Source organism: Fontibacterium abundans (SeqCode), assembly GCF_965235095.1.
Classification (GTDB): Bacteria; Pseudomonadota; Alphaproteobacteria; order Pelagibacterales; family Pelagibacteraceae; genus Fontibacterium; species Fontibacterium abundans.
Genome location: NZ_OZ249405.1, coordinates 753,578 through 776,799, shown reverse-complemented (window position 1 = coordinate 776,799; position 23,222 = coordinate 753,578). Strand labels below are relative to the sequence as shown.

The following is a 23,222-nucleotide window of genomic DNA, read 5'->3' as shown; positions in this document are numbered from 1 at the left end:
ATGCTATAATAACATGCAAGAAAAATTTATTAAAAAACAAAATCCAATAAAAGTCCATTTACAAAAAGACAAAGATTATTACTGGTGTGCCTGCGGACTATCTAAAGACGGTACTTTTTGTGATGGCTCTCATAAGACTACAAATTTAGCACCTATTAAATTTACAGTACAAGAAGACAAATCTTATTTTTTATGCGGGTGCAAAAAAACAAATAAAAAACCTTTTTGTGATGGGTCTCACTCAAAAAGTTAAGAAGTTTTAGAATTCTTTAAATTAACAAAAATTTTTTCCAGGTTTTTTTGATTTACCGCTTTCATTTTTTCATCATTAGTGGAATTTGATATTATTTTTTTTACCGCTTCTAGAGCAATTTTATTGGATATATTTTGTATATCTTTGATCGCCTTAATTCTCATTTGATCTAATTTTTGTTCTAATGATTTTTTTTTATTAGCAATTAATTGTTCAAATTTATTTTCCGATTCTTTAATAAAAATTTCAGTTTCTTTTTTTTCACTATTAATAATTTTACCACTTTCAGTATGGGCTTCTTCTATCTTTCTTTTGTATTTTAGTAGCAATTGTTCACTTTCGTTTTTTAAATTTTTTGCATTATCTATTTCAGATTTAATTTCATTAATTTTGTTATCTAACAAATTGTTAATTACCTGAGGAATTTTTTTATAGATAATTATTAAGCAAAAAATTACAAAGGATATTGCTACCCAGAAAGTCGCATCAAACATATTGAGATTTTTTTTCTTTGTTAGAGATCTCCAAAATCACCGCATTGAGATTGCTGCTGTTAGGAGCTGTGCCAGTTATTTTTTCTATTAATTCTTTAGAAAAATCTCCAGCTATATTTTGAATATTTTCTAAAGTTTGTTTTTTAAAATTATTTATTTCCTCCTCAGCTTTTACGGTTTCTGAATTTAGTATATTTTCAAATTCTTTTCTTTTCAAAGAAATTTTGTCATTAAAATCATTTTTTAATTTTATAGATATTTTCTGTGATTGATTTTTCGCTTCAGAAATAATTAGATTATATTCATTTTCTAATTTTTGAATTTGATTCTTGCAACTCTCAGCCTCTTCTAAAAGTGATTTAATAAAATTTGTTCTTGAGTCTATTAATGCAAACAATTTAGGACTAAAAAACTTCTGAATTAAAAAATATAGTATTACAAAAATTATAGTTAACCATAAGATTTGAGATAACCAAAACTCTGGATTAAGTTGAGGCATGCCTTCTTTGGCAAATGCTATTTTATTAGAAAATAGCAAATAAATTATAATAGCTACACTTTTGTTCTTCATTACTTAAAATTATTAAATTAATTAATTTTAATAATTAAAATGCAAAAAGTATTAAAAGAGCGATAACTAAAGCAAATAAACCTATAGCTTCTGTAAGAGCAAATCCTAATAATAAAGTAGGAAATTGTTTTTGAGCTGCAGAAGGATTTCTTATAGCTGCCGATAAATAGTTGCCGAATATTGTTCCCATACCTACTCCAACTCCAGCCAAAGCTATTGCTGCTAATCCAGCTCCTATCATTTTTGCTGCTGCTAGTTCCATTTTTTTTCTCCTTTTTTTGTTAGTTGTTAATTTTTTAGTGATGCATATTTAAAGCATCATTTAAATAAATACACGATAAAACTGCAAATACATAAGCTTGTAAAAAAGCTACCAATATTTCTAGTGCTGTTAAAGCAACAGAAAAGCTTAAAGGAAGCCACCCTCCAACAATACCTAGACTTACAACAAAACCACCAAACACTTTAAGCATTGTATGCCCGGCAAGCATATTTGCAAATAAACGAACTGACAAACTTACAGGTCTGCTTAAAAAAGATATAATTTCAATTGCAACTATAATGGGAAATAAAAAAATAGGTACTCCTGAGGGAGCAAATATTTTTAAAAATCCAATGCCGTTTTTTGCAAACCCAACTATTGTTACTCCAACAAATATTACAGCAGCAAGAAAGAATGTAATAATTATCTGACTTGTAACAGTGAAGGCATAGGGCAATAAACCAACCATATTTAGGGTTAAAATAAATAAAAATATAGTTAAGATAAAAGAAAAATAAGGTCTGGCATTTGGACCAACGGTTTCATTAATCATTTTAGAAATAAAATTGAAGACCAACTCATTAAGTAACTGAATCTTGCCAGGAACAATATTAACTCTGCTAGTTCCTGCTATAAAAAAAATAATAATTAATATTGAACTAATAAGCATAAAAAGACTTGAGTTTGTAAAAGATAGGTCCACTCCATTGAAAGATAGGGAAGGTCCTATTCTGTGAACCTCAAATTGTTGCATTGGATTAGTTGCCATAAATTTAGCCTTTATTAATCATTTTTGCAGATCGCACAACATTAAATATTCCAGCCGCAATACCAACTATAAATAGAATTATTATAAAAATTGGCTTAGTTCCTAACCATTTATCTAGGTAGTAACCAATAAAAGTTGCGACAAAAACTGCAGCAACAAGTTCTGTGCTAATTCTTAATGCTAAACCGAGTGTATTATTATTATTTTTGGATAAATTAATCTTATTTTTATTTTTAGTTAACTCGATCTTCTTTTTAAGATCGTCAAATTCTGACATTGACCTTTATGCTACCATTTCTTCTGCTTTTTCAAGATCCACAGCGACCAGTTGACTTACACCTCTCTCAGCCATCGTTACCCCGTACAATCTATTCATTCTAGACATTGTCAAAGCATGGTGAGTAATAACTATAAATTTTGTTTCGGTAATTTTTGTTAACTCTTCTATTAACGAACAAAATCTTGTAACGTTTGCATCGTCCAGTGGAGCATCTACCTCATCCAAAATGCAAATAGGAGCTGGGTTAATTAAGAATACTGCAAAAATTAAAGCCATAGCAGTCAAAGCCTGTTCGCCACCCGATAGCAAAGTAATTGACTGCAATTTTTTTCCAGGAGGACTTACTAAAAGTTCTAAACCAGCTTCCAAAGGATCGTCAGATTCTATAAGTTCAAGCCTAGCATTTCCTCCTCCGAATAATTTTGTATATACGTCATTAAATTTTCTTCCCACTTTATCATAGGCATCGATCAGTTTTTCCCTTCCTTTTTGATTTAATTGGTTAATGCTAGATTTTAGTTTTAATATTCCAGCCAGAAGATCTTTTCTATCTTCCATCATTTTATTTATTTGATTTTCAAGATTTTTAGTTTCATCATCTGCTCTTAAATTTACAGCGCCCATATTATCTCTTTCATCTTTAAGAGCTTTTAATGAGACCTCTGTTTTTTCAATACTTGTATTTTCAATAGTTAATTTATCCTCTTCATTTAATAGATCGTCTATTGAACATTTAAAATCTTCCTTAACTTTATTTTCTAACTCTGTAATTTTTACCTTATGATTATCTATAAGCGTTTCGAAGCGCACTTTTTTCTCACGTCCAATCAGAACCTTTTCATTAATATCTGTTAAAACCTTATTAATTTCCGTGATTTTATTTTCTGCAATTTCAATTTCAGAATTAATCTTTGTTCTAGCCTCTTCAGTATTTTTTATATTTTCTTGATAAAATCCTTTTTGCTCACCAATTTCACTTGGCTTAATTTGAATTTTAGTGATTTCTTTTTCTAAATTTTTTAGTCTTGATAAAAGACTTTCTGACTTTGTTTTTGAGTTTTGTTCTAAATTACGCCAGTTATCTATTTCAGTATCAATACTCTTAACTCTTTCTTTTCTTTTAATAGAATCGTTCTTTATCGTTTCATACTTGCTTAGAAATACTGCATATTTTTCTTGTAGTTCTTTAAGTAAAAAAGTTTTTTGAGTAAATTCGTTCTTTACATCTTCTTTATTAAAAGTTGATAATTGTTCATGATCTTTCTTGATTAGATTATGTAAATTTTCAATATTTTTAGATGTTTCTTCAAAACTAATTAGAACATTTCTTAAATTTTCTTTAACCTTTTGAGATCCAATGTTTTCAAAATTATTTATTGTATCATTTAATATTCTAGACTGGTTATTACTAAAATTTTTAAAATAATTTAAATAATTATTAATAGCATTTTTAGTTTCGGTATTTTCAATATTTGCAAATATTTTCTCCGATAGATTCTCAAGTGCTTTTTGTTCAAGATTTAATTCTTCTGAAATTTTTTTAAAATCGTTATTAGTTTTATTTTCAATTTCATAATAAGTTTTTTCAAACTCTAATATTTCAGACTTTTCTTCCGTTAATCGCTTAATATTAGAGTTAGCATTATTAATGTTAATATTTTCACTCTGCAGATCATCATTAGTATTTTTTAAATCAATTCTAAGTTTTTCAGATTCTTCTTTAGTTCTTTGTTCTTGCTTGAATAAATCTTCATATTCTAGATTTAGTCTTTGTAGTTTGCTTGTAATTTCTGCAAAATCATTTCTTAGAGGCTTAATTCTTTTGTTTTCACTTTCTAATAGTTCGCTGCTATAATTTTTTTCAATTGTTACTGCACTAATATCATCATCAATTTCGTTTAAGCCTTCCTGACTTTCTTTGAGTTCTTTATTAATTTCTTGAATTTTTAAATAAGAGAGCAATGCTTCACTTTTTTTAATATCATTTGATATTGTTTTATATCTTGAGGCCTCTTCTGCTTGTTTTAATAAATTTTTTAACTGAAGTTCGATTTGCTTCATTATGTCGTCTGCTTTTTTAAGATTATTTTCTGCAGCATTTAATCTTAGCTCAGCTTCATGTCTTCTAGCGTGAAGTCCTCCAATACCAGCGGCCTCTTCTAATATTGCTCTTCTATCCGTAGGCTTTGCAGTAATTAAAGATCCAACTTTTCCCTGACTTACCATTGACGGAGAGTGAGCTCCTGTAGAAAGGTCCGCAAATAATATTTGCACGTCTCTTGCCCGAACTTCTTTTCCATTAATGTAGTAACTAGAGCCTTTGTCTTTTTCTATTCTTCTTTTCACTTCTATTTCTGGAGTATCCCTAAATTGAGGAATATTTTCGTTATTTTCTAGAAGAACATTAACCTCAGCAATATTTTTAGAAGGGCGGTTTGATGTTCCAGAAAATATTACATCCTCCATGCCGCTACCTCTCAGGCTTTTTGCGGAAGTTTCTCCCATACACCATCTTAAAGCTTCGACAATATTTGATTTTCCACAACCATTTGGCCCAACAATTCCTGTAAGGCCATCCTCAATTAATAAATGAGTTCTATCGGCAAATGATTTGAAACCAACTATTTCTAGTTTTTTAAATTTCATTTTAATTTTTTAGATATTTCTTTTGATAAATTTTCAAAAGTAAGATTTCCTTCAAATTTTTTTTCATTAATAATAATAGTAGGAGTAGAGTTAATAGAATATTTTTTTTGACCATCAATTCTATCGTTTAATATTTTTTCCTCCAATTTTTGATCCTTTAAACAGTTTGAAAGTTTTTCATCAGATAAATTAAATTTATTAGCTATCAAAAATAATTTTTTATTAATTTCTTGTATCTTGTCTCCTGCGGACCAAGCATTTTGATTTTTATAAATCTCATCAATTAGCAAGATACTTGATTCTTTTGCCGAGCATCTAACAATTTTTGATGCATTTAATGCTGCAATATCTAGTGGAAAATCAATAAAGCTAATTTTAATTAAATCCTTACTTGCATATTCCTTTACTAATTTTGGATAAGTGTTCTTATGAAAATTAGCGCAATGCGGACATGTAAATGAACTGTAAATTTTAATTTCTACTTTTGCGTTTTTATTACCAATGAATATTTCCTCATTATTTTGTCCATAAGAAAAAGAGCTAAATAATATAAAAGAAGAAACGATTAAAATATTTTTTAAATAATTTTTTATTATAGTCATTATAATTTTATTTATTAAGTTTTAAAAAAATTTTTTTTAAATTTTCACTTTTAATTTCATTTATTTTTTTTAAAATATTTTCACTTAATATGATTTTTTTCTTTTTAATCTCAAAAGAAGAATCTTTAGATATAATTTGTATTTTATTAATAGCATTAAATCCGAGATAGCTATTAATTTTTTCAATAATTTGATCTCTCGAATATTCAATTTCTATCATTATATTTTTGTTAACATTTACTGAGAGAATATTTTCATTATTAATTTTTTTAATTTTTAAAGGAGCGACATTTTTAAACATTTTTTCACCAACAATGTTTTTCCAATTTTTAATTATTTCAAAATATACAAAGCCGTCTTTTTTTAGTATTTTTTTTGCATTTTCTGGTAATAAACTTTGCAAAGGTCTTAAACCTTGAGTAAATAATTTATTTGAAGATTTATCCATCACCATGAAAAATGTTTTATCAAATAAAATTCTTGCTTGGTACGATAATCATCAAAGAGATTTACCATGGCGAAGATATCGAGGTTTTCAGGATAGAATTTATAAAGTTTTAGTCAGTGAGTTTATGCTTCAACAAACTCAAGTTAAAACAGTGATTCCTTTTTTTAATAAGTTTTTAAAAGCATTTCCTAATTTAAAAAAATTATCTAAAGCAAATTTAAATAAAGTTTATAAACTTTGGCAGGGACTTGGATATTATTCTAGAGCAAAAAATTTACTTAACACTGCAAAAATAGTTCAGTCCCAATATAAAGGAATACTTCCTGCTGACTTTGAAACTTTAAAGAGTTTTCCAGGAATAGGCGATTATACCGCATCAGCTATAATGGCTATAGCATTTAATAAAGATTTTATAGGTGTAGACGGAAACGTCGAAAGATTTGTAGCTAGATTATTTGGTTATAAAAATAATAAAAAGAATTTTAAAAATAGCATTCTTTTAAAACTAAAACAAATTAAGTCAGAAGATAAATTTTCTAAATTTGCGCAAGCATTAATGGAGATGGGAGCATTAATATGCGCTCCACAAAATCCAAGATGTAATATTTGTCCTTTAAAAAAAAATTGTATTTCTTTTAAAAATAAAGATTTCGATTATAAAATAATTAATAAAAAAAAAGTTAATATTAAAAAATATTATTTATTATATGCTTTAGAAAAAAATAAAATTTTATTTTTTAATAACAAAAATAAATTATTACAAGATTTTGCAAATCTTCCGTTAATTAGTTATAAAAAAAATTTATTTGATATGAATTTTAAAAAAAATAATTTTCATTTTGAAGGGGAGCCTAAAATAATTAAGAAAAATTTCGTTCATAACATTTCTAATATTAAAATGTTAATTAAAATTGTTCTTTTTAAAAGAATTAAAAAGATAAATGATAATCAATTTTACTGGATAAATTATAATAAAATAGATAATTCATTATTATCAAGTTTTTCAAAAAAATTTATAGAATTAGTAAAAACAAAAAAAATTAAATATGTTTAAAAAAATTATTATCGTCGGAGGAGGTATTGCTGGATTAACTCTAGCCAATTTCCTTAAAAAAAGTAATTTTAATAATTTTAGGATATACGAAAGATTTGAAAGAAAGTCATCAAGACCTACCGGAATACAGTTAACTCCAAATGCAGTAAGAATACTAGATTTTTTAGATACAAAATTTTTTTTAAACAATAATTTTCACAGAATTAATTATTTAAGTATTAACCCAGTACATTCTGGTGATTTTACAAGTAAGTTTGAAGTTAGGATGAATCTTCAAAATATTGTTAGTGATAAAATTCCTTACCTAACCTGCGATAGAAATATTTTAATAAAATTTCTAGAAAAAAATTTAACTCCTAAGGAAATTTTTTATAACAAACAAGTTGTAAAAACCATTAAGGATCATAATATTATTAGAGTTAAATTTAGCGATGGTTCAGAAGATTATTGTGATCTGTTAGTTTCTGCAGATGGAATGTTTTCAAAGTCTAGGTTAGATAATAATATTATTAAAAATACAAATTTTTACGCTTACAGAGGAGTGTTAAAGAACTTTTATTCAAAATATTCATTAGAGAATGATGTTGTTCGTTTATGGCTTAGCGGCAATAAACATTTGGTAACTTATTTTATTAACAATCAAAATGATTTAAGTTTTACTGGAATTAGTAAATCTTCAAAAAAAACAACGTATACAAGCGATGATGTAAATTATTCAATTCCATTTCCAGCGGATCAGTTTAGAAGTTTATTTTTTTCAGAAAATAAAATTTTAAGAGAAACGCTAGATACATTGCATGAAGTATATCGATGGCCGATATTTTCTTTAAAAAAGAGAGTTTTTTATAGAGATAATCAAATTTTTATAGGAGATTCTTCCCATGGCACAGTGCCATTTCAGGCGCAGGGAGCAGCACTAGCAATTGAGGATTCCTATGTTTTGTATGAACAAATTGTTAAGAATGTTACTAATAACTTAGGTGTATTTTATTTTAATAAACGGAACAGTAGAGTTAGAAGAATAATTCTTAGATCACATCTAAATGTTTTTTTATTTCACTTGAAAAATCCATTCTTTATTGTTTTGAGAAGTATTTTGTTCAAGATAATAAAGAAATCTTTTTTAGCAAAAAAACTTATATTTGGATGGATTTTTAATTACAATCCAAGAAGTTCTAGTTATTTTTTCTGATTTTTTCTCTTAAGTGATCCAGTGGATATAATTTATTTTCCATTTTAATATGCCAAAAAGACCAACCGTTGCAGCTTTCGGTTCCTTGTGCTTTAGCACCAACGCTATGAATAGATCCCGTGATATCTTTGTATAAAATACTACCATCAGCCATTACATGTGCCTGAATTTTATTTTTGGCATCAAATAATTTTAATCCAGGTTCTATTATTCCACTTTCAATTAAATAACCAAAAGGTATCCTTTTTTCATTTCTTTTGTTCTCTATAGTTTTTAAAAAATTATCGTCAATTTTTTTTATTTTTTTTATTCTTGTCTCAGCAGTTTGAAAATACTGTTTATTACTTTCTATTCCGTAATAGTATCGTCCTAGTTTTTTAGCAACAGCTCCAGTTGTGCCAGTACCAAAAAATGGATCTAATATAAAATCATCTTTTTTAGTCGAAGATAAAATAATTCTGTACAATAAGCCCTCGGGTTTTTGTGTTGAATGAACTTTATTACCTTCTTCATTTTTTATTCTTTCGTTTCCGGTGCAAAGAGCCAATTCCCAATCAGATCTCATTTGTTTGTCATCATTAAAACATTTTAATGATTTGTAGTTAAAAGTGTATTTTGAATTTTTGCTTTTAGAAGCCCAGATTAGTGTTTCGTGAGCATTAGTAAATCTTGTTCCTTTAAAGTTAGGCATAGGATTTCTTTTATTCCATATTATGTCATTAAGAATCCAAAAATCTTTATCTTGTATTACTTTGCCTAACCTAAAAATATTATGATAAGTTCCGATTACCCATATTGTTCCATTCGGTTTTAAAACTCTTTTGCATTCGTTGATCCATGAAATAGAAAATTCATCATATTTTTTTAAACTATCAAATTTATCCCAATCATCGTTTACGGCTTTAACTTTAGAATGATCTGGTCTCTCTAAATTACTTTGTAATTGAAGATTGTAAGGAGGATCTGCAAAAATACAGTCAAAAGTTTCATTTGGAATTTTTTTTAATTCTTTTAATGAATCTCCAAGAATGATCGTGTCTCTATTTATTGTCATACAACTAAGGAGAGAAAATAATATTAGAAGACTCCCTCAGTCAACTTATGTCTGCATATTGATTGTGTCTTAATTTTTAATTTATCAATAGGTTGTGTATGGGGGAAAAAGTCTTCCTATGATGCTCAGTAATTCCAAATTTTTTAATAGCTTCTAGATGTTTTTTTGTTCCATAACCGCAATTCTTTTCCCAACTATAATTTGGAAACTTTAAAGACAGTTCCTCCATAAATAAATCTCTAGAAACTTTCGCTATTATAGATGCCGCTGCTATAGAAATGCATTTTTGATCGCCTTTAATAACCGTTCTAATATTTTTATTTTTGTCAGGAGAAAAATTTCCATCAACAAGAATAACATGATTTTTAATATTAATTTTTTCTAAGGCTCTATTCATTGCAAGCAAAGAAGACTGCAATATATTTAATTCTTCAATTTCTCTAACAGAAGAGATACCAACGCTATACTCACATTTTTTAATAAGTTCTTTAAATATTTCTAATCTTTTAGATTTGTTAAGTTTTTTAGAGTCATTAATTCCTTCGGGAAAATTGTTTTGATCTAACTTAATCGCAGCAGCAAAAACTGGTCCGGCTAAGCATCCTCTGCCAACTTCGTCTACACCAATTATATTTTTGCCAAATTTAAGATCATTTAAAATATTCATTAGTTTTTATATATTTCATTTCTAAATTTTTTAAGATCTTCCCATGATAATTTTTTATTTTCAGGCTCTCTTAATAAGTTTTCTGGTTCAAAAGTTGTGAATGTTATAAATTTATCTTTATTAATAATAATTGAATCCCATTTTCCATGAATGTCTAATATTTTATTTTTAGAATCATTAAAAAAGTTAGAAGCAATTTCACCAAGTAATAAAATATATTTTGGTTTGATAATTTTTAAATGTTTAATTAAAATATCTTCGTAAAAATTACTTTTATTTCTAATATCAATATCCTTTTCAAAATAAATATTAGATAAATAATATTTCTCTTTCTCGAGAGATATTGATGATAGCATTTTATTCAAAAGTTCACCCCTAGATCCAGATAAGATTTCTTGATTTTTAACATCATCATCATTCGGACAATCCCCCAGTATCATAATTTGAGAATCTGGATTTCCTTTGTAAAAAAAATTATTATTATTTTTGGTATTTAGTTGATTATTAATCTCCTTAAATAGTTGCGAAACTAACTGTTCTTTATTAGCAAAGGACTGGTGATTAGATTTAGTTATATCATTGGAAAAAATATTATTAACATTTAAAGTTGAATAGTATTCCAGTAGGTTTATAGTTTTATTACTTAAATATTTTTTGAGCATTTTTATGAATAAAAAAATTTTTTACATAGTGTTTTTTTTGTTATTTATAGCAAATTATTCGCATTTAAATGCTAATATTTTAGAAAATAAAAAAAGATTAGTTAAAAATTCTAATTACTTTTCTAATTATTTATCTGGCAGTGTTTCTTTACAAAAAAATGACTCGCGGAAAGCTTATAATTTTTTCGAAAATATTGAAAATTTAGGAATTTATCATTCAGAATTTAATCTGAAGTATGTCGAAACATTAGTTAATAATGGTAAAATTGAAGAAGCTTATATATTTATAAAAAAGTTAGATAAATCTTATCAATCTTTATATCCATTTAATCTCATATTATTTGTTCATGATTTTAAAAAAGAAAGATATTCAAAATTACAAAGCTATATCTCTTTACCCAAACAAAGCTTTAGTGACCCACTACTATTAGAGTTGTATCAAAATCTTGGTTTGTGGGCAGATTTGTCAAATAAGAATACTGAAGACTTAAACGAAAAGATTAATAGGTCAAATTCAAGTTTTAAAAATGTTTCTTTAACGCAAAAAATTCTAATTAATTTGTATTTAGATAATCAGAAAAATATTGATCTAAATTTTAGTGAAATTTCTAATAAAAAAGAATTAAATAGGTATAATTATTTTTATTTATCTTATTATCTAGAAAAAAATAATAAAGATAAAATTAATGATATTATCAATCGGAATTTAGAAATATCCTCTGAAAATTTATTATTTAAACAGCTCTTTTTAGACTCTCGTGAAAATAAATTTTATAAAATTGACAAATTTTATAAAAGAAAAAATATTAATCATGGTTTAGCAGAATTATTATATTTATTTGCTAACTTTTATCAAAACTATGAACAAGTTCAGATTTCAAATTTTTATTTAAACTTAAGTGAATATTTAAATCCTAATTTTTTGTCTAATAAAATCTTAAAAATAGAAAATCTTATTATATTAAATAATTTAGAAGAATCAGAAAAAGAAATAAAGATCATTGAAAAACTAGGAAAGGAATTTAATTGGTATGCAAATTTAACAAGGTTAAGATTTTTACCAAACAATAACACTGATAAGCAAATTAATTTACTTGAAAACTTTTTAAAAAATAATAAATTTTTTGCATCTGAAAAATATTTTGAATTGGCAAATTTTCTAAGAGCTAATAAAAATTACACCAAATCTATAGAATTATATGAAAAATCAATAGTATTAAAAAAAGATAAAAGAGATGATGATTGGATTTATTATTACAATCTAGCTATTAGCCAAGAGCGAGCAGGGACATGGGAAAATGCAGAAAAAAATTTTTTACAAGCTCTTAAAATTTCACCTAAGCAGCCTGAGGTTTTAAATTATTTAGCATATAGTTGGTTAGAAAAAAAAATTAATTTAGATAAAGCAAAAGAAATGTTAGTTGAGGCTGTCAACTTAAGTAAAGGACGAGGATATATTTTAGATTCACTTGGCTGGGCATATTTTTTACTAAAAGATTTTGATAAAGCAGAAGAAATTTTGCAGACAGCTTATGAAAAAGAACCTTCAGAAGCAGTTATTTATGATCATTACGGTGATGTTCTTTGGACAAATGGAAAACAAATCCAAGCTAGATATGTTTGGCAAAATGCTATTAAGCTTAAAAATATTGAGCAAGATTTAAAAGAATCTATTAATAAAAAAATAATTTTTGGATTAGATGATGCTGATAAAAAAAAGTCTTAAAGCTTATGGTAAAATAAATTTATATTTAAAAGTAATCAAAAAATTAAAAAATAAATATCACGAAATAGAAAGCTTATTTTGTTTTTTTAATATTTATGATCAGATTTTTGTATCTGCTAATAGAACATATAATCAGATCATTTTTACTGGAAAATTTTCTAAAGGAATAAGCAATACTAACAACACAGTATTAAAATTATTTAATATTTTAAAAAAATATCAAAAATTTAATAAACATAAATTTAAAATTAGAATTGTAAAAAATATACCACAAGGCTCTGGATTTGGAGGTGGTTCAGCAGATGTTTCTGTATTACTTAATTTTTTTAATAAATATCTAAAACTAAATTTAAAAAAAAAAACAATTTCTTTAATATGTAATAAAATAGGCGCTGACGTTGAGCCTTCTTTAAATACTAATTTTAAAATTCTTTATGGACCTAATAATAAAATTATAGAATTCAACAAAAAACCAAAATTCAATTTATTATTAGTTTATCCAAATTGTTTTAATTCCACAAAAAATATTTATCTTTCAAACAAAATATTTTCAAAAAAAAATAATTCTGAAATTTACTTTTTAAAAAAGAATATTCTAAATATGAATTATTTGTTCAAATTTTTAAATTATAAAGGAAATGATCTAGAACAGAGTGCTTTTAAAAAAAACAAGACCATATTAAAATTATTAACTTTTCTTAAGAAATTAAAAGGCTGTAAGATAGCCAGAATGACAGGTAGTGGTTCAGCTTGTTTTGCTATTTTTGAAAATAACTCACATTTAGCTGAAGCTATTCTTTCTTTAAAAAAACATTATAAAAGTTATTGGATAAGGAAAGCAAAAATAATATAACCTTATTTCTAAAATTAATATTGGGGCTTAGCCAAGCGGTAAGGCAGCGGGTTTTGATCCCGCCATCCCAGGTTCGAATCCTGGAGCCCCAGCCAAGTTAAAAATAATTGCTGTGATTAGAGAAGAAAAAAAATCAGATAATAAAAAAATTTTTTTACTCGAAGAAGTTGTTCTAGGTCCAGGAAGATATGCAAGACCTAGTTTTAGATTAAGAGAGAATCTCGAGCACAATATTAAATATTCAAAAGTTTTTTGCAAAGGACAGAAAATAATTGGAAGTGTCAGATATTTTAATTGTAAAATAGAAAATAATAGTGGGTTAATGCTTGGACCCTTAATAGTTGATCAGAAATTCAAAGGAAGAGGGATAGGTAAAGAATTAGTGAATAAAAGCATAGATGCTATCAACGAAAAGAATATTGATTTTATTATTTTAATTGGAGAATTTGATTATTACGGACAATTTAGTTTTGAAATAAATGCCAATGTATATTTTTCATTAAATGTTAGAAAAGAAAAAATCTTATTAAAAAAATTATCAGAAAAAAATAATACATTTTCTGGTAAAGTAGAATTATATTAATATTTTTAATGAAAAAATCATTTTTATTTTCTAAAGAAAATAAAAAATTAATTTCAATTTTAAACCCAATTAACTTAGAAACGCAAACACAATTCGTTGGAGGCTGTGTTAGAAAAGCAATAGAGGGAAAATTAACAACAGATATCGATTTGGCTACCGTTTATAAGCCAGAGCAAGTTAAAAAAATATTGTTAAAAAATAATTATAAAGTCTTAGATTTAGCAATTAAATATGGTTCAATTACAACCTTCTCTAAGAATTATAAATATGAAATTACATCTTTAAGAAAAGATATAAAGCCTGATGGCAGGCATACAAAGATTCAATGGACCAATAATTGGTTAGAAGATTCCTTAAGAAGAGATTTTACAATAAATGCAATTTATTGTGATAAATTTGGAAAGATTTTTGATCCGGTAAATGGAACTCTGGATTTAAAAAATAAAAAGATTAATTTTATCGGACGTGCCGATTTAAGAATTAAAGAAGATTATTTAAGAATTCTAAGATTCATAAGATTTTCATTAGAATATAATTCTAATATTAAAGATCGCAATATTATTAGAATTATTAATAAAAATGTTAGATTTTTAAAATTTATCTCCCAAGAAAGATTGTTTGTAGAGTTAAAAAAAATTTTAGAATTAAAAAATTTTTTTAAAATTAATAATATGATCTATTTCAAAAAAATTATTAGCCGAGTATATAAAATAAAATTCTTTGAAAGATTAAATAAAGTTCAGATTTTGAATGAAAAACTAGGATTAAATTTAGATTATCTTCAACTGCTTTCAATATTATTAGTTGGATATAAAAAAAAAAATATCTATTTTGCTATAGAATTTCGACTGTCTAACAAGGATAGAGACTATCTTAATTTTATTCACGAACAGCTTAAGTTATTAAAAAATAAACCTTATAGTTATCAGACAATCAGACGTCAGTTATATTTTTATAATAAAGACTTAACTTTAGATTTTTTAAATTTCATTTTTTGTTTGAAAAAAGAAATTAATTTAAAAACTTTTATAAAGTACAGACTATTTATTAAAAAATTTGAAGTGCCAAAATTTCCTATTACTGGAAATTTTTTAATTAAAAAAGGATTTAAACAAGGGAAGGAACTTGGAAAAAAATTAGAATTTTTAAAAGATTCTTGGATTGAAAATAACTTTAAATTAGATTTGCGTATTATTTAATTCATAAATTAAATGTATTTAACTTCAATAATCTCATAATTTTTTTCTCCAGCTGGAGTTTTTACAGAGACAAAATCACCCGTATGTTTTGAAACTAATTCTAATGCAATTGGTGATTTATAAAATAACAAACCTTCTTTTGCGTTCGCTTCATCTTTACCAACAATTTTATATTTTTTTTTCTCATTAGTTTCCATGTCCAATAATATAATTGTTGAACCAAAAATTACTTTGTTGTCATTCTTAATTTTTGCAACATCAACAATATTTGCAGTTGCTATTGTTGTTTCAATTTCTTGGATTCTTCTTTCATTGTGACCTTGCTCTTCTTTCGCCGCATGATATTCAGCATTTTCTTTTAAATCACCATGAGCTCTCGCTTCTGAAATAGCAGTAACAATCTTTGGTCTAGTTACAGAAATTCTCTCTTTTAGTTCTTCTTTAATTTTTTCTAAACCTTGAGGCGTAATTGGTTCTTTGTCCATTTATATTTTTACCATTTTGCAAGTGGAGGAAGCGACATAAAAATTGCTTCAATGTTACCATTGGTATTTAAACCAAATTTAGTGCCACGATCGTATAATAAATTAAATTCCACGTATCGTCCTCTTTTTATTAATTGTTTTTCTTTATCTTTTTCGTTCCATTTTAAAAACATTTTTTTTTGTATTATCTTAGAAGATACTTTTAAAAATGTCATTCCAACATCTCTCGTATAATTAAAATCTTCATTCCAGTTGTTAGAACTAAGATAATCATAAAATATTCCACCATCTCCTCTAGGTTCCTGTCTATGGGGCAAATAAAAATATTGATCACAATTTTTTTTATGCTGCGAATAATAATTTTTATTATGAAGATTGCACATTTTTTTTATTTCTTGATGAAAATATTTTTTTTGATTTAAATCTTTTATAGATGGAGTCATGTCCATTCCCCCACCAAACCAAGATTTCGACGTGACTATAAATCTAGTATTAAAATGAAATGCTGGAACTTTTGGATTTTTCATATGTGCTACAATAGAGATTCCGGAAGCCCAAAAATTAGGACTATTTAACGCTCCAGGTATTTTTTTTCTAAATTCTTTATTAAATTTTCCAGAGACTGTAGAAATATTAACTCCAACCTTTTCAAAAACTGAACCATTCTCAATTAATGCAAAGATTCCTCCGCCTTTAGAACTTCCACCAGCAATCCACTTATTTTTTTTAAAGAAAATTTTCTTTTTAGACTTAAGATATTCTATCTTTTCAAATTCTCCACAAATAGAATTTCTTAAATTTTCAAACCAATTTTTAACGATAATTTTTTTTTCTTCCAAATTTGAATTCATTATTAAATGTTATAGTAATTGTTTTGCCTAAGTGCCTCTGATAATACAATAGAAATAGATGTTACAATATTTAAAGATCTGGTATTTTTAGACATAGGTATCTTTAATCTTGTATCGACTATTTTGTGCACAGAATCTGGCACACCAGCACTTTCTCTTCCAAATAATATTGTATCATTTTTTTTAAAATCAAAATTATAATAATTTTTTTCTGCTTTAGTCGTTAATAGAATTATTCTTTTATTCTTTTTTGTTTTTATAAAATCATCAAATGATTGATGCCTTATAATTTTACAATTTTTATAATAATCCATGTAAATACTTTTGAGTCTTTTTTCATCAAACTGAAACCCACAAGGTTCAATAATTTCTAAAGTTGCATTTAAACATGCGCACAATCTTATGGTTGCAGCTGTATTTTGAGGAATATCGGGCTGAAATAATGCAATTTTAATCATATAAGAAATTTATTATTTATGCGTCATTCTGGCTATGGAAAAGAAAATAGTTTAGAAATAATTAAATTAAATATTTATGTCAGAAAACAATAATAACTCAGATAAGAAAAATAGAAGAGATTTTTTAACTGTAGCGACAACAGCTGTTGGTGCAGTAGGGATTGGGGCCGCCGTTTGGCCGGTTATAAATCAAATGAATCCGGACTCCTCAGTAAAAGCTCTTGCATCCATTGAAGTTGATTTGTCAAAAATTAAAGAAGGGCAGGAAATAACAGTTCTATGGAGAGGAAAACCTGTTTTTATCAAAAGAAGAACCAAAGAAGAAATTACCAGTGCTGAAAAAGTTGATCTTAAAGAGTTAAAAGATCCGCAAGCTGACAACAAAAGAGTTAAAAAATCTGAATGGCTAGTTTTAGTTGGAGTTTGCACTCATTTAGGATGCGTTCCGATTAGTGGTAAAGGTGATTACGGTGGATGGTTTTGTCCTTGTCATGGTTCTCATTATGATAGTTCTGGAAGAATTAGAAAAGGTCCAGCACCAACCAATTTAGAAGTTCCAACATATGAATTTGTTGGGGATAATAAAATTAAATTAGGATAAAAACTATTATGAGTGAAAAAGATTCTAATTTTAGTCAAAATGAAATCAAACCTGTACATACAAATAAAGTAGGGGGTTCTCCGTTCAAAGGAGTTGTTGGTTGGATAGATAATCGTCTTCCAATTATTAGAATGTTTAAATACGAATATTTAGATTTCCAAGTTCCGAAAAATTTAAGTTATCTTTGGAGTTTAGGCGGAATATTAATGATATGTCTAATATTTTTAATTGTTACAGGCCTGGCTCTTGGTATGCACTACAAGCCATCTTCATCTGAAGCTTTCACGTCTGTTGAGAAAATTATGAGAGATGTAAATTATGGATGGCTTCTTAGATACGCGCACATGAATTTTGCCTCTTTCTTTTTCATAGCAGTATATATTCATATTTTTAGAGGACTTTATTATGGTTCTTATAAAGAGCCGCGACAACTGATGTGGCTCATCGGAATTATTATTTTTTTCCTGATGATGGCAACTGCTTTCCTTGGTTATACTTTGCCATGGGGTCAAATGAGCTATTGGGGAGCAACAGTTATTACAAATTTATTTTCAGCTGTACCATTAGTAGGTGAGGGAATAGTTACATGGCTGTGGGGAGATTATGCTGTTGGAGATTCTACTTTAAATCGTTTTTATGTTTTGCATTGGCTTTTAGCTTTTGGAATTTTAGGCATAGTTATTTTTCACGTGATAGCCTTGCACATTGTAGGCTCTAATAATCCATCTGGAATTGAGCCAGTAGACACTAGAGATACAGTAAGTTTTGCTCCTTTTACAACTAGCAAAGATTTGTTTGCGATGTTAATTTTTTTATTAGCTTTTGTTTTAATCACAATGTACGCACCGAACTACCTTGGACACCCGGATAATTATATTCCTGCGGATCCTTTGGTAACTCCAGCTCATATTGTTCCAGAATGGTATTTTTTACCATTCTATGCAATTTTAAGAAGTATCCCCGACAAACTTTTAGGAGTTATTGCAATGGTGAGCAGTATTGCTGTTTTAGGTTTACTACCTTGGTTGGATTTATCAAAAGTTCGATCTTCGGTTTTTAGACCTATATGGAAGCAATTTGTTTTTTTATTTGTGCTAGATTTTTTTATATTGATGTACGTAGGGGGAATGCCTGCTGAAGGTATTTATGTTTTAATTTCTAGGGTAGGTACCGTTTACTGGTTTTTATTCTTTTTAGTCATAGCTCCTTTGGTATCATTAACAGAAAAAACTCTGCCTATGCCCAAAAGTATTCATGAGTATGAGGATTGGAAAAAACAAGGAAAAATTAAAACTTTTAAAATTTTTTAGAAAAAAATTATGAGCTTTTTATTAAAATTTTCATTATTTTTTTTCTTTTTAATATTTAATGTTTCACATTCTTTTTCTGCAGAAAAACAAGAGAAGCTTTTAAAGCAATCTTGGTCTTTCGATGGTTTTTTTGGAAAGTTTGATAGAGCGTCACTTCAAAGAGGCTATCAAGTTTACACAGAGGTTTGTGCATCTTGCCATTCAATGAATCTTCTAAGTTATAGAAATTTATCAGAAGTGGGTGGACCAAGTTTTTCAGAAGAGGAAGTTAAGGCAATTGCATCAAAAGTTGAAGTTTTAGACGGTCCAAATGATAGTGGGGAAATGTTCAAAAGACCTGGAAAGCCGTCTGATAAATTTGCAAGTCCATTTGCAAATGAAAAAGCAGCAAGAGCTGCAAATGGTGGAGCATATCCTCCTGATATGTCAGTTTTAGTAAAAGCAAGAGCAGGTGGTCCAGATTATATTTATTCTATCTTGATGGGTTATACAGACAAGCCTCCAAAAGAAGTAAAACTTGATGATGGAGTTTATTATAATAAATATATGCCGGGTAATAAAATTAAAATGTCAAAACCGCTAAATCAAGATTCTGTTAAATATTCCGACGGTACTCCAGCAACAGAAGAACAACTCTCAAAAGATGTAGTGACTTTTTTAACTTGGGCATCAGAACCTCATTTAGAGGCTAGAAAAAGAATAGGATTTAAGACTGTAGTTTATTTATTAATTCTTACGGTATTAGTTTATCTTGTTAAGAAAAAGATTTGGTTACGTATTGAACCTAAAGTGTAAAATATCTCCATCAGCCACTTCATAATCTTTTCCTTCTATCTTTAATTTTCCATTATCTCGAGCACCCACTTCACCTACATGCTGAATATAGTCTGCATAAGATATAACCTCAGCTTTAATGAATCCCTTTTTAAAATCAGAGTGAATAACTTCAGCCGCATCAGGAGCTTTACAGTTTTTTTCAATAGTCCATGCGTGAGTTTCTTCCGGACCTACTGTAAAATAAGTACTTAAGTTTAAAATTTTATATCCAGCTTTTATTATTTGATCTAATCCAGATTCTTTTATTCCAATTTCTTTCATAAATTCACTGGCTTCAGAATCTTGAAGTTCGGTAATTTGCTGCTCAATTTCAGCAGAAACAATTACCACCGTATCATTTTTAAATTTCTCTTTTATTTTGTCAGAATAATTATTACCTGAACTGACGCTATTCTCATCTACATTGCAGACTAAGATTCTAGGTTTAGTTGATAAAATTCCTAAATTTTTAATTAATTTTTTTTCAAATTTTTCCTCCAATTTCTCTGGTCTAATTCCTTTTTTGAGAGATTCATAAACATGCTCTAAAATTTCAAAAATATCTTTATTTAATTCATTGTTTTTATTCTTTTTTTGAGACAATCTTTTTTCAACAGATTCTAAATCTGAAATCATCATTTCAGTTTCTACTGTTTCTAAATCTCTTATAGGATCTACTGTTTTATTGACGTTTTGTATTTCACTTGAATCAAAACATCTTAGCATATGTATTACAGCATCAACTTCTCTAATATTTGCAAGAAATTTATTTCCCAAACCTTCCCCTTTAGATGCTCCGGCTACTAGCCCAGCAATATCTACAAAAGTTATATATGTTGGAATAATCTTTTTTGATTTTGCAATATTTGCAAGTTTTTCTAATCTTTCATCAGGAACCGTAACAACGCCAATATTCGGTTCTATTGTACAAAAAGGAAAGTTTGCTGCTTGAGCATTTTTAGATTTTGTAAGAGCATTAAATAGTGTTGATTTACCAACGTTGGGCAAACCTACAATTCCACATTTAAAACTCATAGAGACTTATTGATTACTTTTAGAAGTGAAATCGTCTAGTTTTTTTTCTATAAGAAGATTTATATTTTTAAATATTTTCTTAATAACTTGATCTATTGTTATTTTTTCCTCTTCGGTAAAATCATTTAGAACATGTTTGTCTACTAATTCTTTGTCTCCAGGGTGACCTATGCCAATTCTGATTCTATTGTAATCAGTACCTATTGAGTCATCTATTGACTTAATTCCATTGTGACCACCGCTAGATCCTCCCATCTTGGTTTTTATTTTCCCAATTTCGATGTCCATGTCATCATGAAATACAAAAATATTATTAGTTTTAATTCTATGATAATCAGTTATTTCTCTAATGCACATTCCGGAATTGTTCATAAAAGTTAACGGCTTCACTACTATTACTTTATTATCCTGTACTTGACCGTTAGTTAGTAGACCTTTAAATTTTGGTTTTTGTTTTGAGAGGCCAAAATTTTTATTTAAAGCATCTATAAGTTTAAAACCTACGTTATGTCTATTGTTTGCATGTTTTGGATCTGGATTCCCTAACCCCGCAAATAATAACATTTAAATGTTATTTCTTTTTATCCGCAGGCGCGGCAGCAGCAGGTTTTTTAGCGGCATCAGGAGATTTTGCTGCTTCTCCCGGTTTAGCTTTCCCATCAGCAGCTTTAGTGTCGCCCGCAGCAGCAACTCCACCTTCAGCTGGAGCAGCAGCATCGCCAGCCGCAGCATCGCCTGCAGCAGCAGCAGCCGGTTCAGGCTCTTTAACAACTGTAGGAGCAGCAATTGTTGCTATAGTAAAGTCTCGATCACTAATTACAGGTTTTGCTCCCTCAGGTAATTTTACAGAAGATATGTGAATACTTTCATTCATCTCTTTATTAGCTAAATCAACTATGATTTCAGCAGGAATATTTTCAGCAGCACATCTTAATTCTATTTTTCTTCTTACAATGTTTAAAACCCCACCCATCTTTAATCCTGGGCAATTTTCATTGTTAATAAATTTTACAGGAATATTAACAGTTACTTTTGTTCCGGGCTTAATCTTTTGAAAATCAATATGTATTGGCTCATTATTTAGAGGATGAAAATTAATATCTTTAGTTAAAACTTTATGTTTTGAACCACCTATGCTCATTTCAATAACAGAGCTCATAAAGTTAGAAGACTCTAACATTTTTTTAATTGATATTTTTTTAACTGATAAAGGTAAACTTTGTTCTTTATCACCATATAAAATGCCTGGAAGAAAACCTTCTAATCTTAACTTTTTAAGATCTCCTTTTGTATTAAGTTTTCTTTCTGATGCTTCGATCTTTAAATTTTCCATATAATCAAGATCGCTTGTTTTATATTAACTTCAAAAAAAAAACAAGTTATTGTTATTTATTTGAATAAGCTGGAAACTGAAGTTGATTGGGATATTCGCTTGATAGCTTCAGCGATTAGCGGGGCAATACTAACTACCTCTATTTTAGAAACTCCTTTAATTTTTTTTGTATTATCAATTGTGTCAGTAATAACAATCTTTTTCATCTTAGATTTTTTAATTTTATCGATAGATGAACCTGTAAGAACACCGTGAACAACGTAACAATAAACTTCCTTAGCTCCTTTTTCCATTAAAGCATCAGCAGCGTTACAGATTGTTCCGCCACTATCAATTAAGTCATCAATTATAATACAAGATTTATTTTTAACTTCTCCAATGACATTCATCACTTCCGATTGTCCTGGGCGCTCTCTTCTCTTATCAACGATAGCCAAGCCTGCGTTCAATCGTTTACCAATTGCTCTTGCTCTTTCCACGCCTCCAACATCGGGGGCGACACAAACAATATTTTTAGTACCAATATTTTTTAATATATGTTTTAAAAGTACAGGAGCTGCGTACAAATTATCAACCGGAATATCAAAAAAACCTTGAATTTGGTTTGCATGAAGATCCATTGTTAAAACTCTGTTCGCTCCAGCGTTAGTAATTAAGTTTGCAACTAATTTTGCGCTTATAGGAGATCTTGGTACAACTTTTCTATCTTGTCTTGCATAGCCGAAATAAGGAATGACAGCTGTTATATTTTTTGCGGAAGATCTTCTTAAAGAATCTATACATATTAGTAGTTCCATAATGTTGTCGTTAGCAGGATAAGAAGTTGATTGTATTAAATACACATCGTTACCTCTCATATTTTCTTTAATCTCTACGTAAACTTCTGAATCAGCGAATCTTACAATCTCTCTTTGAGTTGGTTTCGTTTTTAAATATTTACAGATTTGATCACTTAGGAAAATGCTGCTTGTTCCAGATACAATCTTCATGAGATCTTTTTATATAATTTTATAATTAT

Annotated in this window: 28 protein-coding genes and 1 tRNA gene; 11 read left to right on the top strand and 18 right to left on the bottom strand. The window is 27.7% G+C overall.

Translation table 11 applies throughout. The features are described from left to right. Positions 1-13: 13 nt before the first annotated feature. Complete coding sequence (locus AC8GER_RS04310) at positions 14-253, top strand: CDGSH iron-sulfur domain-containing protein (RefSeq protein ID WP_506597638.1); 240 nt, start codon at positions 14-16, stop codon at positions 251-253. On the opposite strand, the gene AC8GER_RS04305 is transcribed toward AC8GER_RS04310, so the two are convergent. Genes AC8GER_RS04305 through AC8GER_RS04270 form a run of 8 tightly spaced genes read right to left on the bottom strand, consistent with a single transcriptional unit; the run spans position 250 to position 6,325 of the window. Beyond that, a complete protein-coding gene (locus tag AC8GER_RS04305; protein ID WP_506597637.1) occupies positions 250-747 on the bottom strand; it encodes a F0F1 ATP synthase subunit B family protein in 498 nt (165 codons plus the stop codon). The genes AC8GER_RS04310 and AC8GER_RS04305 overlap by 4 nt on opposite strands. Then, a complete protein-coding gene (locus AC8GER_RS04300) occupies positions 740-1,318 on the bottom strand; it encodes a F0F1 ATP synthase subunit B (protein ID WP_506597636.1) in 579 nt (192 codons plus the stop codon). Before AC8GER_RS04300 ends, AC8GER_RS04305 begins: the two co-directional genes overlap by 8 nt. A gap of 34 nt (positions 1,319-1,352) precedes the next feature. Further along, the gene (locus tag AC8GER_RS04295; RefSeq protein ID WP_017943645.1) at positions 1,353-1,580 is read right to left on the bottom strand and encodes a F0F1 ATP synthase subunit C; all 228 of its coding nucleotides are present in this window, start codon (positions 1,578-1,580) and stop codon (positions 1,353-1,355) included. Between the two features lie 34 nt (positions 1,581-1,614). Continuing rightward, positions 1,615-2,349, bottom strand: a complete 735-nt coding sequence (locus AC8GER_RS04290; RefSeq protein WP_506597635.1) for a F0F1 ATP synthase subunit A — start codon at positions 2,347-2,349, stop codon at positions 1,615-1,617. A gap of 4 nt (positions 2,350-2,353) precedes the next feature. Continuing rightward, complete coding sequence (locus AC8GER_RS04285) at positions 2,354-2,626, bottom strand: AtpZ/AtpI family protein (RefSeq protein WP_506597634.1); 273 nt, start codon at positions 2,624-2,626, stop codon at positions 2,354-2,356. 6 nt (positions 2,627-2,632) lie between these two features. After that, positions 2,633-5,275 carry a chromosome segregation SMC family protein gene (locus AC8GER_RS04280; protein ID WP_506597633.1) on the bottom strand — a complete coding sequence of 881 codons (2,643 nt, stop codon included), beginning with the start codon at positions 5,273-5,275 and terminating at the stop codon, positions 2,633-2,635. Next, positions 5,272-5,877 carry a thioredoxin domain-containing protein gene (locus AC8GER_RS04275; protein ID WP_506578695.1) on the bottom strand — a complete coding sequence of 202 codons (606 nt, stop codon included), beginning with the start codon at positions 5,875-5,877 and terminating at the stop codon, positions 5,272-5,274. Before AC8GER_RS04275 ends, AC8GER_RS04280 begins: the two co-directional genes overlap by 4 nt. A gap of 7 nt (positions 5,878-5,884) precedes the next feature. Beyond that, positions 5,885-6,325: a DciA family protein gene (locus tag AC8GER_RS04270; RefSeq protein ID WP_506597632.1), complete on the bottom strand. Its 441-nt coding sequence runs from the start codon at positions 6,323-6,325 to the stop codon at positions 5,885-5,887. A 4-nt stretch (positions 6,326-6,329) separates the two neighbouring features. Between AC8GER_RS04270 and AC8GER_RS04265 the strand changes: the two genes are divergently transcribed. Both AC8GER_RS04265 and AC8GER_RS04260 read left to right on the top strand, forming a co-directional pair. Further along, on the top strand, positions 6,330-7,379 hold the full coding sequence (locus AC8GER_RS04265) for an A/G-specific adenine glycosylase (RefSeq protein WP_506597631.1): 1,050 nt from the start codon (positions 6,330-6,332) through the stop codon (positions 7,377-7,379). Beyond that, positions 7,372-8,571: an FAD-dependent monooxygenase gene (locus AC8GER_RS04260; protein ID WP_506597630.1), complete on the top strand. Its 1,200-nt coding sequence runs from the start codon at positions 7,372-7,374 to the stop codon at positions 8,569-8,571. The genes AC8GER_RS04265 and AC8GER_RS04260 overlap by 8 nt, the downstream gene beginning before the upstream one ends. Here the strand turns inward: AC8GER_RS04260 and AC8GER_RS04255 are convergent. The 3 genes from AC8GER_RS04255 to AC8GER_RS04245 form a co-directional block, all read right to left on the bottom strand. Continuing rightward, positions 8,555-9,625, bottom strand: coding sequence for a site-specific DNA-methyltransferase (locus AC8GER_RS04255; protein WP_506597629.1), 1,071 nt, complete (start codon positions 9,623-9,625; stop codon positions 8,555-8,557). The genes AC8GER_RS04260 and AC8GER_RS04255 overlap by 17 nt on opposite strands. Before the next feature lie 76 nt (positions 9,626-9,701). Next, the gene (rnhB, locus tag AC8GER_RS04250; protein ID WP_506597628.1) at positions 9,702-10,292 is read right to left on the bottom strand and encodes a ribonuclease HII; all 591 of its coding nucleotides are present in this window, start codon (positions 10,290-10,292) and stop codon (positions 9,702-9,704) included. Further along, positions 10,292-10,954: a uracil-DNA glycosylase family protein gene (locus tag AC8GER_RS04245; RefSeq protein WP_506597627.1), complete on the bottom strand. Its 663-nt coding sequence runs from the start codon at positions 10,952-10,954 to the stop codon at positions 10,292-10,294. The genes rnhB and AC8GER_RS04245 overlap by 1 nt, the downstream gene beginning before the upstream one ends. 4 nt (positions 10,955-10,958) lie before the next feature. On the opposite strand from AC8GER_RS04245, the gene AC8GER_RS04240 reads away from it, so the two are divergent. From AC8GER_RS04240 to AC8GER_RS04220, 5 genes are all read left to right on the top strand, one after another. Then, positions 10,959-12,680: a tetratricopeptide repeat protein gene (locus AC8GER_RS04240; RefSeq protein ID WP_506597626.1), complete on the top strand. Its 1,722-nt coding sequence runs from the start codon at positions 10,959-10,961 to the stop codon at positions 12,678-12,680. Beyond that, a complete protein-coding gene (locus tag AC8GER_RS04235; protein ID WP_506597625.1) occupies positions 12,655-13,533 on the top strand; it encodes a 4-(cytidine 5'-diphospho)-2-C-methyl-D-erythritol kinase in 879 nt (292 codons plus the stop codon). The genes AC8GER_RS04240 and AC8GER_RS04235 overlap by 26 nt, the downstream gene beginning before the upstream one ends. Positions 13,534-13,554: 21 nt before the next feature. Further along, a tRNA-Gln gene (locus AC8GER_RS04230) sits at positions 13,555-13,628 on the top strand. Positions 13,629-13,645: 17 nt separating this feature from the next. Continuing rightward, positions 13,646-14,116, top strand: a complete 471-nt coding sequence (locus AC8GER_RS04225; protein ID WP_506597624.1) for a GNAT family N-acetyltransferase — start codon at positions 13,646-13,648, stop codon at positions 14,114-14,116. Positions 14,117-14,124: 8 nt separating this feature from the next. After that, positions 14,125-15,315 carry a CCA tRNA nucleotidyltransferase gene (locus AC8GER_RS04220; protein WP_506597623.1) on the top strand — a complete coding sequence of 397 codons (1,191 nt, stop codon included), beginning with the start codon at positions 14,125-14,127 and terminating at the stop codon, positions 15,313-15,315. A gap of 8 nt (positions 15,316-15,323) precedes the next feature. Here AC8GER_RS04220 and greA read toward each other — a convergent pair whose 3' ends face one another. The 3 genes from greA to AC8GER_RS04205 are packed head-to-tail and all read right to left on the bottom strand — an operon-like array spanning position 15,324 to position 17,109. Further along, entirely contained in the window at positions 15,324-15,800 is a 477-nt protein-coding gene (greA, locus tag AC8GER_RS04215) for a transcription elongation factor GreA (RefSeq protein WP_506597622.1), read from the bottom strand. A gap of 8 nt (positions 15,801-15,808) precedes the next feature. Then, on the bottom strand, positions 15,809-16,651 hold the full coding sequence (gene hemF, locus AC8GER_RS04210) for an oxygen-dependent coproporphyrinogen oxidase (protein ID WP_506597621.1): 843 nt from the start codon (positions 16,649-16,651) through the stop codon (positions 15,809-15,811). 2 nt (positions 16,652-16,653) lie between these two features. Further along, positions 16,654-17,109, bottom strand: a complete 456-nt coding sequence (locus tag AC8GER_RS04205) for a tRNA (cytidine(34)-2'-O)-methyltransferase (RefSeq protein ID WP_506597620.1) — start codon at positions 17,107-17,109, stop codon at positions 16,654-16,656. A gap of 76 nt (positions 17,110-17,185) precedes the next feature. Here AC8GER_RS04205 and petA point away from each other — a divergent pair, with 76 nt between their 5' ends. The 3 genes from petA to AC8GER_RS04190 are packed head-to-tail and all read left to right on the top strand — an operon-like array spanning position 17,186 to position 19,815. Beyond that, positions 17,186-17,710, top strand: coding sequence for a ubiquinol-cytochrome c reductase iron-sulfur subunit (gene petA, locus AC8GER_RS04200; RefSeq protein ID WP_506597619.1), 525 nt, complete (start codon positions 17,186-17,188; stop codon positions 17,708-17,710). A gap of 8 nt (positions 17,711-17,718) precedes the next feature. Further along, a complete protein-coding gene (locus AC8GER_RS04195) occupies positions 17,719-19,020 on the top strand; it encodes a cytochrome b (protein ID WP_506597618.1) in 1,302 nt (433 codons plus the stop codon). A gap of 9 nt (positions 19,021-19,029) precedes the next feature. Further along, complete coding sequence (locus AC8GER_RS04190) at positions 19,030-19,815, top strand: cytochrome c1 (RefSeq protein WP_506597617.1); 786 nt, start codon at positions 19,030-19,032, stop codon at positions 19,813-19,815. On the opposite strand, the gene ychF is transcribed toward AC8GER_RS04190, so the two are convergent. Genes ychF through AC8GER_RS04170 form a run of 4 tightly spaced genes read right to left on the bottom strand, consistent with a single transcriptional unit; the run spans position 19,792 to position 23,193 of the window. Beyond that, entirely contained in the window at positions 19,792-20,871 is a 1,080-nt protein-coding gene (ychF, locus tag AC8GER_RS04185; RefSeq protein WP_506597616.1) for a redox-regulated ATPase YchF, read from the bottom strand. The two genes, AC8GER_RS04190 and ychF, sit on opposite strands and share 24 nt — an antisense overlap. A gap of 6 nt (positions 20,872-20,877) precedes the next feature. Then, a complete protein-coding gene (gene pth / locus AC8GER_RS04180) occupies positions 20,878-21,435 on the bottom strand; it encodes an aminoacyl-tRNA hydrolase (protein ID WP_506597615.1) in 558 nt (185 codons plus the stop codon). Positions 21,436-21,442: 7 nt separating this feature from the next. Next, on the bottom strand, positions 21,443-22,204 hold the full coding sequence (locus AC8GER_RS04175; RefSeq protein ID WP_506597614.1) for a 50S ribosomal protein L25/general stress protein Ctc: 762 nt from the start codon (positions 22,202-22,204) through the stop codon (positions 21,443-21,445). A gap of 56 nt (positions 22,205-22,260) precedes the next feature. Then, positions 22,261-23,193 (bottom strand): ribose-phosphate pyrophosphokinase, encoded by a 933-nt coding sequence (locus tag AC8GER_RS04170; RefSeq protein WP_506597613.1) that lies wholly within the window; start codon positions 23,191-23,193, stop codon positions 22,261-22,263. Between the last annotated feature and the right edge of the window lie 29 nt (positions 23,194-23,222).

Excerpts from the sequence above, each read along its gene's own strand:
- AC8GER_RS04300 (WP_506597636.1), bottom strand. The coding sequence starts at position 1,318 with ATGAAGAACAAAAGTGTAGCTATTATAATTTATTTGCTATTTTCTAAT.
- AC8GER_RS04205 (WP_506597620.1), bottom strand. The coding sequence starts at position 17,109 with ATGATTAAAATTGCATTATTTCAGCCCGATATTCCTCAAAATACAGCT.
- AC8GER_RS04275 (WP_506578695.1), bottom strand. The coding sequence starts at position 5,877 with ATGACTATAATAAAAAATTATTTAAAAAATATTTTAATCGTTTCTTCT.
- pth (WP_506597615.1), bottom strand. The coding sequence starts at position 21,435 with ATGTTATTATTTGCGGGGTTAGGGAATCCAGATCCAAAACATGCAAAC.
- AC8GER_RS04310 (WP_506597638.1), top strand. The coding sequence starts at position 14 with ATGCAAGAAAAATTTATTAAAAAACAAAATCCAATAAAAGTCCATTTA.
- AC8GER_RS04270 (WP_506597632.1), bottom strand. The coding sequence starts at position 6,325 with ATGGATAAATCTTCAAATAAATTATTTACTCAAGGTTTAAGACCTTTG.
- AC8GER_RS04175 (WP_506597614.1), bottom strand. The coding sequence starts at position 22,204 with ATGGAAAATTTAAAGATCGAAGCATCAGAAAGAAAACTTAATACAAAA.
- AC8GER_RS04255 (WP_506597629.1), bottom strand. The coding sequence starts at position 9,625 with ATGACAATAAATAGAGACACGATCATTCTTGGAGATTCATTAAAAGAA.
- AC8GER_RS04220 (WP_506597623.1), top strand. The coding sequence starts at position 14,125 with ATGAAAAAATCATTTTTATTTTCTAAAGAAAATAAAAAATTAATTTCA.
- AC8GER_RS04245 (WP_506597627.1), bottom strand. The coding sequence starts at position 10,954 with ATGCTCAAAAAATATTTAAGTAATAAAACTATAAACCTACTGGAATAC.
- AC8GER_RS04240 (WP_506597626.1), top strand. The coding sequence starts at position 10,959 with ATGAATAAAAAAATTTTTTACATAGTGTTTTTTTTGTTATTTATAGCA.
- AC8GER_RS04260 (WP_506597630.1), top strand. The coding sequence starts at position 7,372 with ATGTTTAAAAAAATTATTATCGTCGGAGGAGGTATTGCTGGATTAACT.
- AC8GER_RS04305 (WP_506597637.1), bottom strand. The coding sequence starts at position 747 with ATGTTTGATGCGACTTTCTGGGTAGCAATATCCTTTGTAATTTTTTGC.
- AC8GER_RS04280 (WP_506597633.1), bottom strand. The coding sequence starts at position 5,275 with ATGAAATTTAAAAAACTAGAAATAGTTGGTTTCAAATCATTTGCCGAT.
- ychF (WP_506597616.1), bottom strand. The coding sequence starts at position 20,871 with ATGAGTTTTAAATGTGGAATTGTAGGTTTGCCCAACGTTGGTAAATCA.
- AC8GER_RS04285 (WP_506597634.1), bottom strand. The coding sequence starts at position 2,626 with ATGTCAGAATTTGACGATCTTAAAAAGAAGATCGAGTTAACTAAAAAT.
- AC8GER_RS04195 (WP_506597618.1), top strand. The coding sequence starts at position 17,719 with ATGAGTGAAAAAGATTCTAATTTTAGTCAAAATGAAATCAAACCTGTA.
- AC8GER_RS04290 (WP_506597635.1), bottom strand. The coding sequence starts at position 2,349 with ATGGCAACTAATCCAATGCAACAATTTGAGGTTCACAGAATAGGACCT.
- petA (WP_506597619.1), top strand. The coding sequence starts at position 17,186 with ATGTCAGAAAACAATAATAACTCAGATAAGAAAAATAGAAGAGATTTT.
- greA (WP_506597622.1), bottom strand. The coding sequence starts at position 15,800 with ATGGACAAAGAACCAATTACGCCTCAAGGTTTAGAAAAAATTAAAGAA.
- AC8GER_RS04170 (WP_506597613.1), bottom strand. The coding sequence starts at position 23,193 with ATGAAGATTGTATCTGGAACAAGCAGCATTTTCCTAAGTGATCAAATC.
- AC8GER_RS04235 (WP_506597625.1), top strand. The coding sequence starts at position 12,655 with ATGATGCTGATAAAAAAAAGTCTTAAAGCTTATGGTAAAATAAATTTA.
- AC8GER_RS04265 (WP_506597631.1), top strand. The coding sequence starts at position 6,330 with ATGAAAAATGTTTTATCAAATAAAATTCTTGCTTGGTACGATAATCAT.
- AC8GER_RS04295 (WP_017943645.1), bottom strand. The coding sequence starts at position 1,580 with ATGGAACTAGCAGCAGCAAAAATGATAGGAGCTGGATTAGCAGCAATA.
- AC8GER_RS04190 (WP_506597617.1), top strand. The coding sequence starts at position 19,030 with ATGAGCTTTTTATTAAAATTTTCATTATTTTTTTTCTTTTTAATATTT.
- hemF (WP_506597621.1), bottom strand. The coding sequence starts at position 16,651 with ATGAATTCAAATTTGGAAGAAAAAAAAATTATCGTTAAAAATTGGTTT.
- rnhB (WP_506597628.1), bottom strand. The coding sequence starts at position 10,292 with ATGAATATTTTAAATGATCTTAAATTTGGCAAAAATATAATTGGTGTA.